Below are 18,802 nucleotides of genomic sequence, written 5' to 3'. Positions count from 1 at the left end.
GGTTACTTCGCCGACTGCTCCATGTGCCGGGCCAGCCGGGCCAGCACCTCGTCGTAGATCCGGGCGAGCCCCTTGGGCGCGAAGGTGCGCTCGAAGAAGCCGCCGATGCCGGTGGCGCCGCTCCAGGTGGTGGTCACGGTGACGCGTGCGGTGCCCTCGGCGCTGCCGGGCGTCACACGCCAGGTGGTGAGCATGGTCGAGTTGCGGTCCTTCTCGACCAGCTCGCCCTCGGTGGGCTCGGTCACCTCCAGCAGGCAGTCCCGGATGCGCTTGCTGGTGGCCTGGAGCTTCCAGTGCACGAGGGTGCCCTCGCCGTCGCCGCCCTCGCGCACCTCGTACTCGCTGAAGTGCTCGGGCAGCAGCGTGGGGCGGACGTTCTTGTAGTCGGCGAGCGCGTCGAACACGTCGTCGGGACCGGCCGTGATCTCCCGCTGTGTGGTCGCTTCGACCTGCGCCATGACTCCTCCTGAACTGGATGTGCTGGGCGCCCGCAGGGCCGCCCACCGGTCACTCGGTACGCGGTGACCAGCCAACCACCCTCGCGTCGGCCGCCAAAATCCGGCTTGACACAAGCCATGGGAACAGTTGTTCTATTCTTGTGCGAAAGAGCGACAGTGCCGCCGCAGGGAAGCGACACCACCACCGAGGAGGCCGCACATGCGCTGGGACGATCTGAGCGAGACCCCGGGAGACGAGAAGCCGGGGACGACCCGCGCACTCTTCGGCGCCTCCGCCGTCACCAGGACGTTCGAAACCCCCGGATTCCGCGGGATGACCTTCCACGAGGTACGGGCCCGCTCCTTGATCAACAAGGTGCCCGGGGCCTCACGCATGCCGTTCGAATGGACCGTGAACCCCTACCGGGGCTGCTCCCACGCCTGTGTGTACTGCTTCGCCCGCCGCACCCACAGCTATCTCGACCTGGACACCGGCGAGGGCTTCGACTCCCAGATCGTCGTGAAGGTCAACGCGCCCGAGCTGCTCCGCAAGGAACTCAGCGCACCGCGCTGGCGCGGCCAGCACATCGCCATGGGCACGAACGTCGATTGCTACCAGCGTGCGGAAGGTCGATACGGGTTGATGCGTGGCATCCTCACCGCGCTGCGCGACCACGCGAACCCGTTCTCGGTGCTCACCAAGGGCACGCTCATCCTGCGCGATCTCGATCTGCTGCGCTCGGCGGCGGCCGTCACCGACATCGGGATCTCGGTCTCCGTCGGCTTCACCGACGAACAGCTGTGGCGCACCGTCGAGCCGGGCACACCCGCGCCCCAACGACGCCTGGACGTGGTGCGCACCCTGGCCGACCACGGCATCCCGTGCGGGGTGCTGATGGCACCGGTCATCCCGTTCCTCAGCGATTCCCCGGCACAGCTGCGCGAGACGGTGCGGGCCATCGCCGCCGCCGGTGCCACCTCCGTGACCCCGCTCGCGCTGCATCTGCGCCCCGGCGCGCGGGAGTGGTTCGCACGCTGGCTCTCCCTCCACCACCCGCACCTCGTGCGGCACTACCAGGCGCTGTATGCCGACGGCGCGTACGCGCCCCGCTGGTACCAGCGGCGCATCACCCGCCAGGTGCACGAGCTGGCCGCCGAGTACGGGCTGGGACCGGCCGCCCCCGGGGCCGCCCGCCGCGCCGGGCCCGCCGCCCGGCCCCCGCTCTCCGTGCACGACGACGGCGAGGCGGAGGACGAGCCGGGACAGGAACAGCACCCCTGCGCCACGCAGTTGACGCTGCTGTGAGTGACGCCCCTCAGCGATCCCGTCCGGGCTCCGCCCCGCGGGAATTCCTTTCCGAGCAGCGGTCCGCCGCCTGCGATCATGGACACATGTCCGAACTCACGCATGTCATCGCGCCCGAGGGACTCGCCCCCGCCCCGGACAGGGGCTACAGCCATGTCGTCCGGGGCGAGGGGCGGTTCGTGGCCGTCTCGGGGCAGGTCGCGCTCGACGCCGCGGGCGAGGTCGTCGGTGCGGGCGATCCCGACGCCCAGGCACGGCAGGTGTTCGACAACCTGCGGCGCTGTCTGGAAGAGGCCGGGGCGGGCTTCGCCGACGTGGTGAAGTTCACGTTCTTCGTCACCGATCTGTCGGTCATGCCCGCCCTGCGCGCGGCCCGTGACACCTGCATCGACCCCGCCCGGCCGCCCGCGTGCAGCGCCGTCCAGGTCGCCGGCCTGGTACGCCCCGAGCTGCTGATGGAGGTCGAGGCCTTCGCGCTCCTGCCCGCCCGTCTCCCCTCCCCCCGTCCCACGAGCTGAGGCAGGACGCGAAGCTGAGGCAGGACGCGAAAAGGGAGGTCAGTCCTCGCGCGGAGGTGCGTCGTCGTTGCCGCGGCGGACGGTGCGCAGGGGGCGGCCGGGGTGCCAGACGCGGAAGACGATGTCGGGGGCCTCGATCGAGACGCGTACCGCCTCGGTGAGGCGGACGCGGAAGAGGTGGAACTGCTCCGGCACCCCGTCCGGCGCCCCGGCCGCCCAGCGGGCCAGTTCGGCGGGGTCGGTCACCTCGACGGCGAGACCACCGACGCGTGCGTCGCCGTCGTCCATGTCCGATCCGGATCCCGGGTTGGCGTGCAGGGAGAAGCGGGGGTCCCGGCGCAGGTCGAGCGCCTTGCGGGACCGCGGCATCATGCCGAGCCACATCTCGCCGTCCCGGAAGTCGGCTTCGAGGCCGGTCAGCCGGGGTGACCCGTCGGCCCGCAGTGTGCCGAGCACGTGGTGCCGGTGGGCCCGGAAGCGCTTCTCCACGGCGTCGCAGAACTCCGGCTCGGCCGAGCGGAAAGCGCCCCACGAGACGCCCTTGTCCGTCTGTGCGTACGTGTTCATGCGGACAGCCTCCCGGCTCAACACGTCATCTCCTGTCGGGTTTTCCGGCCCTCGTGCCGCATCCGGCGGCCACCGGAAATCGCTGCGAAGATCTCCGCCGCGCTGACACGATCAGGTGCATGCGGATACGGGAGATGACACAGGACGACATCGACGCCGTCTCGCGGCTGCGGGCGCGCAGCTTCCAGCACGCCTATGTGGGCCTGGTACCGCAGTCGCATCTGGATGCCATCTCCCTGGAGCGGGAGAGCGGACGACTGCGTGACTGGTTCGAGGCGGGCACCGGCGTCGTCGACCACCTGGTCGCCGAGGAGGGCGACGGCGACATCGTCGGCTGGGCCTGCGTCGGCCCGTACCGCGGCGAGGAGGAGACGGAGCCGGCCGGCGGGCACGAGCCGGGCGGCGACGGCGAGTTGTACGCCCTGCACGTGCGCGCGGACCGGATCGGTACGGGCACCGGCCGCGCCCTGATGGACACCGGCCTCGAACTGGCGACGGGCCGCGGGTTCGGCCGGATCCTGCTGTGGGTGCTGGAGGGGAACGCGCGGGCGCGCCGCTTCTACGAGAAGGCGGGGTTCGTCCCCGACGGGCACACCCAGAGCACCCGGGTGGCCGGGCAGGACATCCCCGAACTCCAGTACGTGCGCCCGCTGTTGTGAGGCGCCCGGCTCATGCGGGGATGCGGGCGAGCGCGGCCTTGGCCGCCGGGGACAGCCGGTGGTGCTCGGCCGCCGCGTCCAGCACGGGCACCGCGCGCTTGTCCCCCAGCGCGCCGAGCCCCTGGACGCACGCCTCCGCGATGGGCCAGTAGTGCAGCGGGCCCAGCAGCAGCCGCTGGAGCACATTGATCAGGGTGGGGACCGACTCGGGTGCCCGCAGCGCGGTGAGCAGCCGGACGGGGTAGAGCGCGTAGGCGGTGCGCAGTTCGTTGGTCGCGAGCGCGGCGGCGGCCTTCGCCGTGCGGGGGTCGCGCAGCTTCTCCAGGGCGCGTGCGGCGGAGGCACAGCACACGGGGTCCCGGTAGTTCAGCAGGAAGACCAGGGTCTCGAAGGCCCTGCGGTCGCCGGCGCTGCCCAGCGCGAAGGCCGCGATCTCGCGTGCCCACAACGGCCGTCCGGGTTCCACGAGGACGGCGGCGAGCTGGTCGCGCGCGTCGTGCCCGCGCTGCCTGGCCAGGGTGACCAGGCGTGCGTACTCGACGGGCTCGGCCTCGGGCCGCACACGGTCGATCAGCGCTCGGAACGCGTCGCCCACTCCTGTTCCCCCTCACCTGCCGCAAGCCACAGCTTCGGTGTTGGTCCTACCCCTGGCCATGTGGTTACCCACGAGTTAAGCTGCTCATCGGAGCGGCACCCCCGCTCAGGCGGCCTGGTGACGCAGCCGCCGAGAGTGCAGTCGGTTCGGCAGTGAGCACAGCCGGCGCGGCCCGGCCCCGGGACAGGGCCGGTCGTCGCCCGACGCGGGCCTCGACCCGTAACTCCCCCGCCGAGCGCGCCCGTACGCCCGCGCGTCCGGTGGTGCACGAAACCCTCACCCTCATCAGCCACGCCCCCCGGGGCTTGTGTCACACCCACTGGAGTCCTGTGATGGACCATCCTCCCCTGCACACCGTCGCCGTGGTCGGCCTCGGCACGATGGGCACCGGTATCGCCGACATTCTCGCCCGCTCCGGCCGCCAGGTCATCGGCATCGACACGAATGAAGCAGCCGCACGGCGAGCCGTTGCCGCCCTGGAGGCCGGCACCGAGCGTTCCGTCGCCCGCGGGCGGATGACCGCGGACGAACGCCGGGACACACTGGCCCGGTTCGCGACCTTCACCGGCCTGGAGGCAGCGGCGGACGCCGAGTTGGTCATCGAGGTCGTGCCCGAGGACTACGACACCAAGTGCCAAGTGTTCGCCGCGCTGGACGCCGTCGTCAAACCGGAGGCGATCCTGGCGACCGGCACCAACGCGCTCTCGGTGACCCGGCTGGCCGCCGACTCCGACCGGCCCGAACGCGTCCTGGGACTGCACTTCTTCAACCCGGCGCCGGCGATGAAGCTGGTCGAGATCGTCTCCTCCGTCCTCACCTCCCCCGCGGCCGTCGCCGCCGTCACCTCGCTCGCCCGGGACCTCGGCAAGGACCCGATCGCGGTCGGCGACCGTCCCGGATTCGTCGCCGACGGACTGCTGTTCGGCTATCTCAACCAGGCGGCGGCGATGTACGAGGCGCGCTACGCCACGCGTGAGGACATCGACGCGGCCATGCAGCTGGGCTGCGGCCTGCCCATGGGACCGCTCGCACTGCTGGACCTCATCGGGATCGACACCGCGCGCACCGTCCTGGACGCGATGTACGCCCGCTCCGGGGACCGGCTGCACGCGCCGGCGCCGGTGCTGCGCCATCTGGCCGGGGCCGGGCTGACCGGCCGCAAGGCCGGGCGGGGCTTCTACACCTACGCCGCCGCCGGCAGCGCCACCGTCGTCCCGGACGCGCTCACCCCCGGCCCGGCGGCGGACGGCCCCGAGGGGCGGCCCGTGACGGGTGTCGGGGTCGTCGGCTCGGGGACGATGGCCGCCGGTATCGCCGAGGTGTTCGCCCGGGCGGGCCTGCCCGTCGTACTCGCGGCGCGCGGTGCCGAGAAGGCCCGGGCGGCCAAGGAGCGGATCGCGCGGTCGCTGGAGCGCGCGGTCGCCAAGGGCAGGATGAGCGGGCCGGAGCGAGACGCGGTGCTGGCCCGGGTCGCCCCCGCCGGGTCGGTGGAGGCCCTGGGCGAGGTCGATCTGGCCGTGGAGGCGGTGGCGGAGGACCTCCGGGTCAAGCGGGAGGTCTTCGCGGCGCTGGACCGCGTGTGCAAGAAGGGCGCGGTGCTGGCCACGACCACGTCCTCGCTGCCGGTGGTGGCCTGCGCCCGCTCGACGTCCCGGCCGCGGAACGTGATCGGGATGCACTTCTTCAACCCCGCACCGGCGATGAAGCTGGTCGAGGTGGTGACGACGGTGCTCACCGGGGACGGCGCCCGCGCCACCGTCCGGGAGGTGTGCGCACGGATCGGCAAGCACCCGGTGGACTGCTCGGACCGCGCCGGTTTCATCGTCAACGCGCTGCTCTTCCCGTACTTGAACAACGCGGTCAAGATGGTCCAGGAGCACTACGCCTCGCCGGACGACATCGACGCGGCGATGAAGCTCGGCGGCGGCTATCCGATGGGCCCCTTCGAACTGCTGGACGTGGTGGGCCTGGACGTCTCGCTGGCGATCGAGCGCGTGCTGCACGAGGAGTTCCGCGATCCCGGCCTCGCTCCGGCGCCGCTGCTGGAGCATCTCGTCGCCGCGGGCTGTCTCGGCCGTAAGACGGGGCGCGGTTTCCGCGAGTACGCGCGCCGGTGACCGGCGGTTTCACCGGGTGGGGCGGGCTGTTGGAGCCCTCGGGGCACTCGGGGAACGGCCTGCCCCCGCACCCTGTCACAGCATGTAACGTTCACCACATGCCAGAACCCGCGAAGAACTCCCGTACGACAGCAGCCTCCTCGCAGCGCCTCCGAGTGCGGCGTGAGTTGGCAGCGGCCGCCATGGAGCTGTTCGCCACGAAGGGTTATGAAACCACCACGGTCGATGAGATCGCGGCGACAGCGGGTGTCGCGCGGCGTACCTTCTTCCGTCACTTCCGCTCCAAGGAAGAGGCGATCTTCCCGGATCACGACGACACCCTGGTACGGGCGCAGGCCGTCCTGGACGCCGCGCCCCCGCACGAGAACCCGCTCGACACGGTGTGCCGGGGCATCAAGGAAGTCATGAAGATGTACGCGGCGTCGCCGAAGGGCAGCGTGGCGCGCTACAAGCTGACCCGCGAGGTGCCCGCGCTGCGGGAGCGGGAGATCGCCTCCGTCGCCCGGTACGAGCGGCTGTTCACCCGCTATCTCCTCGGCCACTTCGACGAGGAGGCGCACCGCGACGGCGTCAGCGGCTACGACGAGCCGCTGCTGGCCGAGGTCGCCGCGTCCGCCGTGGTGACCGCGCACAACCATGTGCTGCGCCGCTGGCTGCGCTCGGGCGGCGTGGGCGACGTGGAGGCCCAGCTCGACCACGCCTTCGCCATCGTCCGGCGGACGTTCGGCACCGGGTTCGGCGCGAGCCGCCCGGCCTCGGGCACCCCGGCGGCCACCGCGGAGCGCCGGGACGAGGTGCTGGTGACGGTCGCGCGCACCGATGCGCCGCTGGGCGAGATCATGGCGACGATCGAACGCGCCCTGGGCCGCGGCTGATCCCACCCGCCGACGCTCGCCGTCGACCCGCCCCGGCAACCGCCCGCGCCCTCCGGCGACTTCACGCCCCTGCCCCCTTCCCTCCGCCGCTTCCTCAGCCGTTCTCCCGGCCCGCCGCGCCGCCCCGGTTCCGCACCGGGGCGGCGCTGTCGTTCCCGCCCGGCCCCGTGTGCTCGTCCGGGACGTGCTCCGATGCAACCGGGCTGGTGGCAAGGGGTGTTGGGCGATCGACGATCGATCATCGCTCAGATGAGAGCACATACCTCCATGTGAGAATTCGAGGCACCCGGTGTCTTGTCGGCTGGCACTCGGTGTCATACGGTGGCTCCACGTCCGGGCACTGTCCCCGCGGTCCCACCGCGCTGCCCGCACCCGCTCGCGTCACACGCACGACCGCGCACACCCGCGCACCGAACCAGCCGAACCGACGGCACTGCCTCACCACCGACGACCCCTCCGGGGGCCTCCCGGCCGACGCCGGGCGGCCCCCACCCACCGCGCTTCGCCGGAGGCAATCCGTGAACCACATCCTCGACGCGATCCTCGCGCCCGACACGCCCGCCGAGGAGTTCGCCGCGCTCCCCCTCCCGGAGTCCTACCGCGCCGTGACCGTCCACAAGGACGAGACCGGGATGTTCGAGGGCCTGGAGACCCGGGACAAGGACCCGCGCAAATCGCTGCACCTGGACGAGGTCCCGGTGCCCGAACTCGGCCCGGGCGAGGCCCTGGTGGCCGTGATGGCCTCCTCCGTGAACTACAACTCCGTGTGGACCTCGATCTTCGAGCCGCTGCCGACCTTCGGCTTCCTGGAGCGCTACGGCCGCCTCTCGCCGCTCACCCGGCGCCACGATCTGCCGTACCACATCATCGGGTCCGACCTGGCCGGCGTCGTCCTGCGGGCCGGTCCCGGCGTCAACTCCTGGAAGCCGGGGGACGAGGTCGTCGCGCACTGCCTGTCCGTCGAGCTGGAGTCGGCCGACGGGCACAACGACACGATGCTCGACCCCGAGCAGCGCATCTGGGGCTTCGAGACCAACTTCGGCGGGCTGGCCGAGATCGCACTGGTCAAGTCCAACCAGCTGATGCCGAAGCCGCGCCATCTCACCTGGGAGGAGGCCGCGGCGCCCGGGCTGGTCAACTCCACGGCCTACCGGCAGCTGGTCTCCCGCAACGGCGCCGGGATGAAGCAGGGCGACAACGTGCTCATCTGGGGCGCCAGCGGTGGACTCGGCTCGTACGCCACACAGTTCGCGCTCGCCGGGGGCGCCAACCCGATCTGCGTCGTCTCCAGCGAGGAGAAGGCGCAGATCTGCCGCCGGATGGGCGCCGAGGCGATCATCGACCGGAAGGCGGAGGACTACCGGTTCTGGAAGGACGAGCACTCCCAGGACCCCAAGGAGTGGAAGCGGTTCGGCAAGCGGATCCGCGAACTGACCGGCGGCGAGGACGTGGACATCGTCTTCGAGCACCCCGGCCGGGAGACCTTCGGCGCTTCGGTCTATGTGACCCGCAAGGGCGGCACCATCGTCACCTGCGCGTCCACCTCCGGCTACGAGCACAGCTACGACAACCGCTATCTGTGGATGTCGCTCAAGCGCATCGTCGGCTCGCACTTCGCCAACTACCGCGAGGCGTGGGAGGCCAACCGGCTGATCGACAAGGGGAAGATCCACCCGACGCTCTCGAAGAGCTATCCGCTGGCGGAGACCGGGCAGGCCGCCCACGACGTCCACCGCAACCTCCACCAGGGCAAGGTCGGCGTGCTGTGCCTGGCCCCCGAGGAGGGCCTGGGCGTGCGCGACCCGGAGAAGCGGGAACCGCTGCTGGACGCCGTCAACCGCTTCCGGAACGTGTGAGGCCCGCGATGACGGCTCACCCAGCGCAGCCGGCGGGCGCACCCGGGGAGAAGTCCCGGCCGTGGCTGATGCGTACCTATGCGGGGCACTCGACGGCCGAGGCGTCCAACGAGCTGTACCGGCGGAATCTGGCCAAGGGGCAGACGGGCCTGTCGGTGGCGTTCGACCTGCCCACGCAGACCGGCTACGACCCGGACCATGTGCTGGCGCGCGGCGAGGTCGGCCGCGTGGGCGTGCCGGTCTCCCATCTCGGGGACATGCGCAGGCTGTTCGAGGGCATCCCGCTGGAGCAGATGAACACCTCGATGACCATCAACGCCACCGCCATGTGGCTGCTGGCGCTCTACCAGGTGGTCGCCGAGGAGCAGGGCGCCGATGTGTCCGCGCTCCAGGGCACGACGCAGAACGACATCGTCAAGGAGTACCTCTCCCGCGGGACGCACGTCTTCCCGCCGGGTCCCTCGCTGCGGCTGACGACCGATGTGATCGCGTACACGGTCGCGCACATGCCCCGGTGGAATCCGGTCAACATCTGTAGCTACCACCTCCAGGAGGCGGGGGCCACCCCGGTCCAGGAGATCGCGTACGCCATGTCCACGGCCATCGCGGTGCTGGACGCCGTGCGGGACGGCGGGCAGGTCGCCGAGGAGGACTTCGGCCGGGTCGTCGGGCGGATCTCCTTCTTCGTGAACGCGGGCGTCCGGTTCGTCGAGGAAATGTGTAAGATGCGCGCCTTCAGCCGTATCTGGGATCACATCACCCGGGAGCGCTACGGCATCACCGACGCCAAGCAGCGCCGCTTCCGCTACGGCGTCCAGGTCAACTCCCTGGGGCTGACCGAGGCGCAGCCGGAGAACAACGTGCAGCGCATCGTGCTGGAGATGCTCGCGGTGACGCTCTCCAAGGACGCCCGGGCCCGCGCGGTCCAGCTCCCGGCCTGGAACGAGGCGCTCGGGCTGCCGCGCCCCTGGGACCAGCAGTGGTCGCTGCGCATCCAGCAGGTGCTCGCGCACGAGAGCGATCTGCTGGAGTACGAGGACCTCTTCGCCGGCTCCTACGTGATCGAGGAGAAGGTCGGGACGCTGGTCAAGGAGTGCCTGGCGGAGATCGGCCGGATCGAGGAGATGGGCGGGGTGCTGGCCGCCGTCGAATCGGGCTATCTGAAGTCGCAGTTGGTCGCCTCGCACGCGCGCCGCCGTGGCCGGATCGAGTCGGGCGAGGAGAAGATCGTCGGAGTCAACTGCTACGAGGCGACGGAGCCCAGCCCGCTCACCGCCGACCTGGACACCGCGATCACGACGGTGGACCCGGCCACGGAGGCCGCCACCGTCGAGGCGGTGCGCCGCTGGCGGGAGACCCGCGACGAGCCGTTCTGGCGCGAGGGCGCCCGCGATCCGGGCCTGTATCCGAGCGTGGCGCAGGCGCTGGAGTCGCTGCGCGAGGCGGCGCTCTCCGGCACCAACCTCATGGAGCCGACGCTGGAGTGCGCCCGCGCCGGAGTCACCACGGGCGAGTGGGCGGGCGCCCTGCGCGAGGTGTTCGGCGAGTTCCGGGCCCCGACGGGCGTCAGCTCGGCACCGGTCGCCGTCGCCGCCGAGGAGGGCTCGGCGCTGGCCGGCGTCCGGCAGCGGGTCGCCCGCACCGCACGGGACCTGGGCGTGGGCACCCTCCGGCTGCTGGTGGGCAAGCCGGGCCTGGACGGGCACAGCAACGGCGCCGAGCAGATCGCCGTGCGCGCCAGGGACGCCGGGTTCGAGGTGGTCTACCAGGGCATCCGGCTGACGCCGGAGGAGATCGTCGCGGCGGCCGTCGCGGAGGACGTGCACTGCGTGGGCCTGTCCATCCTCTCCGGCTCGCACACGGAGTTGGTGCCGGATGTGCTCGCACGTATGCGCGGGGCCGGTGCGGGCGAGATTCCCGTGGTGGTCGGCGGGATCATCCCGTCGGCCGACGCGAGGGAGCTGAAGGAGGCCGGGGTCGCCGCGGTGTTCACGCCGAAGGACTTCGGCATCACGGAGATCATCGGCCGTATCGTCGACGAGATCCGGACACGTCACCATCTCGAACCGCTCGAACAACACGAACAGCTCGAACCCCTGGAGGTCACGCAGTGAACAACGGCAACCAGCAGCGCGTCTCCCGGGCCCGCCGCTCCTGTCTCGCGGTGCCGGGCAGCAATCCGCGCTTCCTGGAGAAGGCCCAGGGGCTCCCGGCCGACCAGGTCTTCCTCGATCTGGAGGACGCGTGCGCCCCGCTGGCCAAGCCCGAGGCACGGCACACCATCGTCAAGTTCCTCAACGAGGGCGACTGGAGCGGAAAGACCCGGGTCGTGCGGGTCAACGACTGGACGACGGAGTGGACCTACCGCGATGTCGTGACCGTCGTCGAGGGCGCCGGCCAGAACCTGGACTGCGTGATGCTGCCCAAGGTGCAGGACGCACAGCAGGTGCAGGCGCTGGATCTGCTGCTCACCCAGATCGAGAAGACCATGGGCTTCGAGGTCGGCCGGATCGGCATCGAGGCGCAGATCGAGGACGCGCGGGGGCTGGTGAACGTCGACGCGATCGCCGGCGCCTCACCGCGCCTGGAGACGATCATTTTCGGCCCCGCGGACTTCATGGCGTCCATCAACATGAGGACCCTCGTGGTGGGTGAGCAGCCGCCCGGATACCCGGCCGACGCCTACCACTACATCCTGATGCGGATCCTGATGGCGGCGCGGGCGCACGGGCTCCAGGCGATCGACGGGCCCTACCTCCAGATCCGCAACGTGGACGGCTACCGCGAGGTGGCACAGCGGGCGGCGGCGCTCGGCTTCGACGGCAAGTGGGTGCTGCACCCGGGCCAGGTCGAGGCGTCGAACGAGATCTTCTCGCCGTCCCAGGAGGACTACGACCACGCGGAGATGATCCTGGACGCCTACGCCTTCCACACCTCCGAGGCGGGCGGCAAGAAGGGCTCGGCGATGCTCGGCGACGAGATGATCGACGAGGCGAGCCGCAAGATGGCGCTCGTCGTCGCCGGCAAGGGCCGCGCCGCCGGGCTGTCGCGCACCACCGCCTTCGTCCCCCCGGAGGCGTGAGCATGCAGTTCGGGCGCACCTTCGAGGAGTTCACGGTCGGTGACGTCTACCGGCACTGGCCCGGCAAGACGGTCACCGAGTACGACGACCACCTTTTTTGCCTGCTCACCATGAATCATCACCCGCTGCATCTGGACAGCAACTATGCGGAGTCGACAACGGACTTCGGCCGGAACGTGGCCGTCGGCAACTACATCTATTCACTGCTGCTGGGCATGTCGGTGCCGGACGTCTCCGGCAAGGCGATCGCGAACCTGGAGATCGAGTCGCTGAAGCATGTGGCACCGACGTTCCACGGGGACACGGTGTACGGCGAGACCACGGTTTTGGACAAGGTGCCGTCGAAGTCGAAGAGCGACCGCGGAATCGTCTCCGTGGAGACAAAGGGATACAAGCAGGACGGCACCCTCGTGTGCACCTTCCGCCGCAAGGTCATGGTGCCGACGGCCGCCTACATCGCCGAGCGCGGCGGCGAACAGCCGGGCCGCCCGGAACCGCGGGACGCGACACGCGGCCGGCCGCACGACAAGGAGCAGTGAGATGGGACGTCTCGCACGGACGGAAGGGCTCACCGAGGTCCAGCGGGAAATACTCGCCACGGTGCGCGGCTTCGTCGACAAGGAGATTCTCCCGGTCGCGACGGAACTGGAGCACCAGGACGCCTATCCCACCCGGATCGTCGACGGACTCAAGGAGCTGGGGATCTTCGGATTGATGATCCCCGAGGAGTACGGCGGACTCGGTGAGTCACTGCTCACTTACGCGCTGTGCGTGGAGGAGATCTCCCGGGGCTGGATGAGCGTGTCCGGGATCATCAACACGCACTTCATCGTGGCGTACATGCTGGAACGGCACGGCACACAGGAGCAGAAGGACTATTTTCTGCCGAAAATGGCGACGGGCGAGACCCGTGGCGCCTTCTCCATGTCGGAACCGGGGCTGGGCTCGGACGTGTCGGCCATCACCACCAAGGGGGTGCGGGCGCCCGACGGTTCCGGGGACCACCTGCTCACCGGCCAGAAGATGTGGCTGACCAACGGCGGTACGTCCACGCTGGTCGCGGTGTTGTGCAGAACGGACGAGGGCCTTCCGGCCGACGCGCCTCCGCACCGGTCGATGACCACCTTCCTGATCGAGAAGGAGCCCGGTTTCGGGCAGGTCCGGCCGGGCCTCACGATCCCGGGAAAGATCGAGAAGATGGGCTACAAGGGCGTCGACACGACCGAGCTGATCCTCGACGAACTCCGCGTCCCGGCCGACCGGATCCTCGGCGGAACCACCGGGCGGGGTTTTTACCAGATGATGGACGGCGTCGAAGTCGGCCGGGTCAATGTCGCCGCGCGTGGCTGCGGAGTTGCTCAGCGTGCCTTTGAGCTGGGAATCGACTACGCGCAGCAGCGCCACACCTTCGGAAAGCCCATCGCCCGGCACCAGGCCATCCAGTTCAAGCTGGCCGAGATGGGCACCAAGGTGGAGGCGGCGCACGCGCTGATGGTGGGCGCCGCACGGAAGAAGGACTCGGGGCAGCGCAACGACCTGGAAGCCGGAATGGCGAAATACCTCGCCTCCGAGTACTGCAAGGAGGTGGTGGAGGACGCGTTCCGTATCCACGGTGGGTACGGTTTCAGCAAGGAATACGAGATCGAGCGGCTCTACCGGGAGGCGCCGATGCTCCTGATCGGTGAGGGCACCGCCGAGATCCAGAAGATGATCGTCGGCAGGCGCTTGCTGGAGGAGTATCGCACCCAGGGCTGAATGTCCTTTTCGGGGTGTTTTCTTGGGGATCAGAATCACACCCCGGAACTGGGCTTCGGTGTCGGACTGCCCCTCTGGCTTGCCCAGTTGCGGTCAGAAACCGATAGCATCCCCGGAAAGCCGCCGTCCCCTTGTCACCTACGCGGCTCCATCTCCGCTACGAAGGTCATTCATGCCCCACAGCCCATCCACTGCACCCAGCGGCTCTCCCTCGCGCGGTCCCGTACCCCGCGTACGCCTCGCCCGCGGAGCGTCGCCGTGGCTCCTGCCGACCGTGGCGACGGCGGCGGTGAGCCTGGCCCGCTCCCGCAGGTCCGGACGCGCGGCGCTGGTCGCCGTGCCCGCCACCGCGCTGGCGGCGGGCATGCTGTGGTTCTTCCGCGATCCGGAGCGGGACATCGCCCAGGGGCGGGTCATCTCCCCGGCCGACGGTGTGGTGCAGAGCATCATGCCGTGGAAGGACGGCCGCACCCGGGTCGCCATCTTCATGAGCCCGTTGAACGTCCATGTCAACCGGGCCCCGCTCGCGGGCACGGTGACGTCCGTCGAACACATCCCGGGCGGCTTCGTACCGGCGTTCAACAAGGAGAGCGAGAACAACGAGCGCGTCGTCTGGCACTTCGACACCGAACTCGGCGACGTCGAGATGGTGCAGATCGCCGGCGCCGTGGCCCGCAGGATCGTCCCGTACGTGCACGACGGCGCCAAGGTCGAGCAGGGGGAGCGGATCGGGCTGATCAGATTCGGTTCCCGGGTGGACGTGTACCTGCCGGAGGGTGTCGAACCGGCCGTCGAGGTCGGTCAGACCACAACCGCGGGGGTGACTCGCCTTGACCGTGATTGATCCCGACGCACAGGCGGCGTGGGCGCCGGCGGAACGCAGAGCCGGCAAGGACGCCGACTCCGCCGACGGCTACGCGGAATACGCCGACTACGACGAGTACGCGGACGACAGCGACGACGACATGCCGCTGTCCACCCGGCTGTCGATAGCCGACACGTTGACGCTGGGCAACGCCACCTGCGGGTTCATGGCGGTGTACTTCACGACCACCGGCGTCCTCATCCCGCATCTGACCGGGAGCGAGGACGGCGGCATGGCGCGGCACAGCGCCGCGACGGCCGTGGTGCTGATGCTGATGGCCTCGGTCTTCGATCTCTTCGACGGGCTGGTGGCGCGCAAGCTGCGCAGCTCGGCCATGGGCGCCGAGCTGGACAACCTCTCGGACCTGATCAGCTTCGGTCTCGCGCCGGCCTACTTCGTGGCGGTCTGGGGCATGGTCGCCAACGACGCGAACCAGCGGGTCTCGGTGGTGGCCGCGATCGTGGTGCTGCTGGCGGTGGTGCTGCGGCTTGCGAGATTCTCCTGCGTGCCGATGCGGAACGGCGTCTTCCAGGGGATGCCCGGGCCGTTCGGCGCGCTGACCGTGATCTCCATCGTGCTGCTGGAGCTGCCGTTCCTGCCGACGGCTGTCGCCATCGTCGGCGTCGCCTGGCTGATGGTCAGCCGGGTCGAGTATCCCAAGCCGCGCGGGCGGCTGGCCGTCGCGATGCTGTGCTGGATCGTGCTCAGCATGGGGCTGCTGTGCGCCTGGGCGTTCGACGCTCCGGGCGGGGAGCTGCTGCTCCAGACGGGCTGCGCGCTCCAGGTGGTGCTGGGCGCGGTGATCCCGCTGTTCGCCACGGCACGCCGGGTGCACGCCTTCCGCGACAACCGCCGGGAGGCACGCGCCGCCGCCCAGGGGTGACGCCGGGAGGCGAGGAACCGCGGCAGGAGAACGCGGAACCGCAGGAACACGGGGAAGGGCCCGGGCCGTTCGGCCCGGGCCCTTCTCGTGGTGCGGGGCGCAGCTCGTCGCACCTCGTCGTACCTCGTCGTACGGGGCGTGCGGTACCGGGGGCCGTGCGAGGAGCGTGCCGCACTGCGGCGGGCCCGGTGGCGTCCCGGGCCCGTGTGCGGCGCTCGTTCGACGGTCGTGCGCGGGGGTGCTCAGACGTTCGTGCGGGGGCTCGGCGGCGCCGCGTGCGCGGGCTCGGCGGCGTCCGCCGCCGCGGTGCTCAGAGGTGGTCGGCGGCCAGCTGCTCGCCCACGCGCTCCAGCAGCGGCCCGGCCTCGGCGATGCAGCGCTCCACGTCCGGCTCCAGTTCGGTGAGCGCGTACGCCTGCTGGATACCGGCCGCCCGCAGCTCCTTCTTGCCGATCGCGAGGCGGCCGCACACGGCGACGACCGGCTTGTCCGCCCGCCCCGCCGCCGAGGCCACGCCCGCGGGCGCCTTGCCGTGCAGGGTCTGCTCGTCCAGCGAGCCCTCGCCGGTGACGACGAGCGAGGCGCGGGCGATGGCCGCCTCCACGCCGAGTTCCTCCATGAGGATCTCGATGCCGGGCCGGAAGCTCGCCTTGAGCCCGACGAGCGCGCCGAAGCCGATGCCGCCCGCGGCGCCCGCGCCCGGGGCCTCGGCGGTACGGGTGGCGTCGAGCACCTCGGCGAGATGGGTCAGCGCGGCGTCCAGCAGCTCGACGTCCTCCTCGCTCGCGCCCTTCTGCGGACCGTAGACGGCCGCGGCGCCCTTGGGCCCGGTCAGCGGGTTGTCCACGTCGCTGGCGAGGACGACCTCGACGTCCTTCAGCCGCTCGTCCAGCGTCGAGAGATCGCCGGAGACCAGCTCGCGCAGCCCTCCCCCGCCGTAGGGCACCTGGTCGCCGTCCCGGTCCAGGAGGCGGGCGCCCAGCGCCTGGAGCATGCCGGCGCCGCCGTCGGTGGTGGCCGAACCGCCCACCCCGAAGATGACGGTGCGGGCTCCGGCCTCGACGGCGGCCAGCAGCAGCTCGCCGGCGCCGTAGGTGGTCGCGGTGAGGGGGACGAAGACACCGGGCGGCAGATGGTGCAGCCCGGACGCCTCGGCCATCTCCACGACGGCCGTGCCGTCGCGCAGGGCGAACGCCGCCGTGACCGGCGCACCGAGCGGCCCGGTCACCTCGGCCTCGTGGCGTTCGAAGCCGTTCGCCACGGCTGCCGCCACCGTGCCGTCGCCGCCGTCGGCGACCGGCAGGGCCTCGATCTCGGCCTCGGGCCGGGCTTTCCGGATCCCGGCCGTGACGTGCTCGGCGACCTCGACGGCCGTCAGCGAGCCCTTGAACTTGTCCGCGGCGATCAGCACGCGCGCCGGTGTGGTCCGCGCCGTCGTAGTCATGTTCTGCCCCTGGGGTCTCTCTACGTTCGAACAGGCAGTCGCGCCTGGGTGACCCTATCTGGCATGCCGCTCACCGGCCATGGGCCGCCCGTCGCGGGGGTGTTCGGCGCGTGCGCCGAGGCCCGTCCGCACGGCGTGCCAGGCGAGGGTTCCCGCCCGGATCGCCCCATAGTGGGGCGACATGACCACCGATGTCTCCGCTTCTCCCCCGTCGTCCTCCCCCGAGCACCACGAACCGCCGCCCGACCGACCGGTGGTGCTCATCGGCGCCCTCGCCGTGCTGGCCGTGGTGCTGTGGGCGGCGCTCGCCGAGGGCTCGTTCTCCGCCGCCACCGACAGCGCGCTGAACTGGGTACTGGACAATTGCAGTTGGCTCTTCATGATCGCGGCCAATGTCTTCCTGGTGCTGTGCGTCGTGCTCGCGCTGGGCCGGTTCGGCCGGATCAGACTCGGAGCGGACGACGCGGAACCGGAGTTCACGGGGCTGGCCTGGGTCGCCATGATGTTCAGCGCCGGCATGGGCATCGGCCTGATGTTCTACGGGGTCGGTGAACCGCTCCAGCACTACGTCGAGGCGCCCCCGTTCGGCGGTCCGGACAGCGGGACGCAGGGCGCGGCGCAGGTCGCGCTGGAGTACGCGCTCTTCCACTGGACGCTGCACCCGTGGGCGATCTACGGCATGACCGGACTCGCCCTCGCCTACGTCACCTTCCGCAGGAACCGCGGCAACCGCATCAGCGCGGTCTTCGTCCCGCTGCTCGGCGAGCGCCGGGCGAACGGCTGGCAGGGCAAGGCCATCGACCTGCTCGCGGTCTTCGCGACCGTCTTCGGGACGGCCACCAGCCTGGGTCTGGGCGCGCTCCAGGTCGCGGGCGGGCTGGAGCGGACGGTGGGCCTGAACGCCTCCACCAGCCTGGAGTTGCTCGTCATCGTCGTGCTGGGCGCCGCGTTCGTCTTCTCCGCGATGTCCGGGCTGCACCGCGGGGTGAAGTGGCTCAGCAGCATCAATCTGGTGCTGGCGGCCTGTCTGATGGTCTTCGTCTTCCTGGTGGGGCCCACCGTCTACATCCTCAACTCGCTGCCCGCCACCATCGGTCCGTACCTCCAGGAACTGCTGGTGACCTCCACCCGCACCGGCGCCTTCGGGCACCGGGACTGGCTCGGCGCCTGGACGATCTTCTACTGGGCCTGGTGGATGTCCTGGGCGCCGTTCGTGGGGACGTTCTTGGCACGCATCTCGCACGGCAGGACCGTGCGGGAGTTCCTGCTGGGGGTACTGCTCGTGCCGTCCGGGGCCTCGGCGGTGTGGTTCTGCGTCATGGGCGGCACGGCCATCCGGCTGGACGCCACCGGCGACGCCGATCTGGCCCAACACGCCGACGACGCCGAGGATTCGCTGTTCACCATGCTGGACGCGCTGCCGCTGCCCGCGGTGACCGCCGTCGTGGCGATGCTGCTGGTGATGATGTACTTCGTCACCAGCGCCGACTCCGCCTCGCTCGTGATGGGCTCGCTCACCAGCCGGGGCGCGCTGCACCCGCGCACCTGGCTCGTGGTGACCTGGGGCGTGCTGATGTCCGCCGTCGCCGCCGTGCTGCTGCTGGCGGGCGGACTGGACTCGCTCAAGTCCGGCACCATCCTGGTGTCGTTGCCGTTCGTCCTCGTCATGCTGGCGCTGTGCTGGGCGCTGCTGCGCGAGCTGCGCGGCGATCCGGGCGCCGGGCCGCGACGGCAGCATCTCGTGCACGGTATGCGGGACGCCGTGCGGCGCATGGTCGGTGACGTGCTGCTGGAACAGGAGCCCGCCGGACGGCCGCACCACCGGCGGCTGCGGCGGGCCGCC

Annotated in this window: 17 protein-coding genes; 13 read left to right on the top strand and 4 right to left on the bottom strand. The window is 70.8% G+C overall.

Annotated features, from left to right (window positions below; genetic code table 11):
- Positions 1-2: 2 nt before the first annotated feature.
- Positions 3-458, bottom strand: a complete 456-nt coding sequence (locus tag SCA03_RS25475) for an SRPBCC family protein (protein WP_030888359.1) — start codon at positions 456-458, stop codon at positions 3-5.
- 199 nt (positions 459-657) lie between these two features.
- On the opposite strand from SCA03_RS25475, the gene SCA03_RS25470 reads away from it, so the two are divergent.
- Together SCA03_RS25470 and SCA03_RS25465 are read left to right on the top strand one after the other, a co-directional pair.
- A complete protein-coding gene (locus SCA03_RS25470) occupies positions 658-1,743 on the top strand; it encodes an Rv2578c family radical SAM protein (RefSeq protein WP_030889467.1) in 1,086 nt (361 codons plus the stop codon).
- An 86-nt stretch (positions 1,744-1,829) separates the two neighbouring features.
- On the top strand, positions 1,830-2,261 hold the full coding sequence (locus SCA03_RS25465) for a RidA family protein (protein WP_086816109.1): 432 nt from the start codon (positions 1,830-1,832) through the stop codon (positions 2,259-2,261).
- A 39-nt stretch (positions 2,262-2,300) separates the two neighbouring features.
- Here SCA03_RS25465 and SCA03_RS25460 read toward each other — a convergent pair whose 3' ends face one another.
- Positions 2,301-2,828, bottom strand: coding sequence for a pyridoxamine 5'-phosphate oxidase family protein (locus tag SCA03_RS25460; RefSeq protein ID WP_030889473.1), 528 nt, complete (start codon positions 2,826-2,828; stop codon positions 2,301-2,303).
- Positions 2,829-2,947: 119 nt separating this feature from the next.
- Here SCA03_RS25460 and SCA03_RS25455 point away from each other — a divergent pair, with 119 nt between their 5' ends.
- The gene (locus SCA03_RS25455) at positions 2,948-3,487 is read left to right on the top strand and encodes a GNAT family N-acetyltransferase (protein WP_030888351.1); all 540 of its coding nucleotides are present in this window, start codon (positions 2,948-2,950) and stop codon (positions 3,485-3,487) included.
- Between the two features lie 10 nt (positions 3,488-3,497).
- Here SCA03_RS25455 and SCA03_RS25450 read toward each other — a convergent pair whose 3' ends face one another.
- On the bottom strand, positions 3,498-4,082 hold the full coding sequence (locus tag SCA03_RS25450) for a HEAT repeat domain-containing protein (RefSeq protein ID WP_030888349.1): 585 nt from the start codon (positions 4,080-4,082) through the stop codon (positions 3,498-3,500).
- 332 nt (positions 4,083-4,414) lie between these two features.
- Between SCA03_RS25450 and SCA03_RS25445 the strand changes: the two genes are divergently transcribed.
- The 9 genes from SCA03_RS25445 (at position 4,415) to pssA (ending at position 15,515) form a co-directional block, all read left to right on the top strand.
- Entirely contained in the window at positions 4,415-6,199 is a 1,785-nt protein-coding gene (locus tag SCA03_RS25445; protein ID WP_086816113.1) for a 3-hydroxyacyl-CoA dehydrogenase family protein, read from the top strand.
- A 98-nt stretch (positions 6,200-6,297) separates the two neighbouring features.
- Positions 6,298-7,074: a TetR family transcriptional regulator gene (locus tag SCA03_RS25440; RefSeq protein ID WP_187767641.1), complete on the top strand. Its 777-nt coding sequence runs from the start codon at positions 6,298-6,300 to the stop codon at positions 7,072-7,074.
- A gap of 518 nt (positions 7,075-7,592) precedes the next feature.
- On the top strand, positions 7,593-8,930 hold the full coding sequence (gene ccrA, locus SCA03_RS25435; RefSeq protein WP_030888342.1) for a crotonyl-CoA carboxylase/reductase: 1,338 nt from the start codon (positions 7,593-7,595) through the stop codon (positions 8,928-8,930).
- A gap of 8 nt (positions 8,931-8,938) precedes the next feature.
- The gene (locus SCA03_RS25430; protein WP_086816246.1) at positions 8,939-11,044 is read left to right on the top strand and encodes an ethylmalonyl-CoA mutase; all 2,106 of its coding nucleotides are present in this window, start codon (positions 8,939-8,941) and stop codon (positions 11,042-11,044) included.
- Positions 11,041-12,012: an HpcH/HpaI aldolase/citrate lyase family protein gene (locus SCA03_RS25425; protein WP_030889485.1), complete on the top strand. Its 972-nt coding sequence runs from the start codon at positions 11,041-11,043 to the stop codon at positions 12,010-12,012. The genes SCA03_RS25430 and SCA03_RS25425 overlap by 4 nt, the downstream gene beginning before the upstream one ends.
- A gap of 2 nt (positions 12,013-12,014) precedes the next feature.
- Positions 12,015-12,551: a MaoC family dehydratase gene (locus SCA03_RS25420; protein ID WP_086816248.1), complete on the top strand. Its 537-nt coding sequence runs from the start codon at positions 12,015-12,017 to the stop codon at positions 12,549-12,551.
- 1 nt (position 12,552) lies between these two features.
- A complete protein-coding gene (locus tag SCA03_RS25415; RefSeq protein WP_030888336.1) occupies positions 12,553-13,767 on the top strand; it encodes an acyl-CoA dehydrogenase family protein in 1,215 nt (404 codons plus the stop codon).
- A gap of 172 nt (positions 13,768-13,939) precedes the next feature.
- Positions 13,940-14,611, top strand: a complete 672-nt coding sequence (locus SCA03_RS25410; protein WP_086816249.1) for a phosphatidylserine decarboxylase — start codon at positions 13,940-13,942, stop codon at positions 14,609-14,611.
- Positions 14,598-15,515 (top strand): CDP-diacylglycerol--serine O-phosphatidyltransferase, encoded by a 918-nt coding sequence (gene pssA / locus SCA03_RS25405; protein WP_030888329.1) that lies wholly within the window; start codon positions 14,598-14,600, stop codon positions 15,513-15,515. The genes SCA03_RS25410 and pssA overlap by 14 nt, the downstream gene beginning before the upstream one ends.
- Positions 15,516-15,825: 310 nt before the next feature.
- On the opposite strand, the gene SCA03_RS25400 is transcribed toward pssA, so the two are convergent.
- The gene (locus SCA03_RS25400) at positions 15,826-16,959 is read right to left on the bottom strand and encodes a glycerate kinase (protein ID WP_078873961.1); all 1,134 of its coding nucleotides are present in this window, start codon (positions 16,957-16,959) and stop codon (positions 15,826-15,828) included.
- Positions 16,960-17,140: 181 nt separating this feature from the next.
- Between SCA03_RS25400 and SCA03_RS25395 the strand changes: the two genes are divergently transcribed.
- Positions 17,141-18,802 (top strand): BCCT family transporter (locus SCA03_RS25395; protein WP_141275681.1); only part of this gene is annotated, 1,662 nt, incomplete at its 3' end.

It is taken from the genome of Streptomyces cacaoi (assembly GCF_006539165.1).
Classification (GTDB): Bacteria; Actinomycetota; Actinomycetes; order Streptomycetales; family Streptomycetaceae; genus Streptomyces; species Streptomyces cacaoi.
The sequence above is the reverse complement of the archived record's forward strand: the minus strand, read 5'-3'. Positions and strand labels throughout refer to the sequence as shown.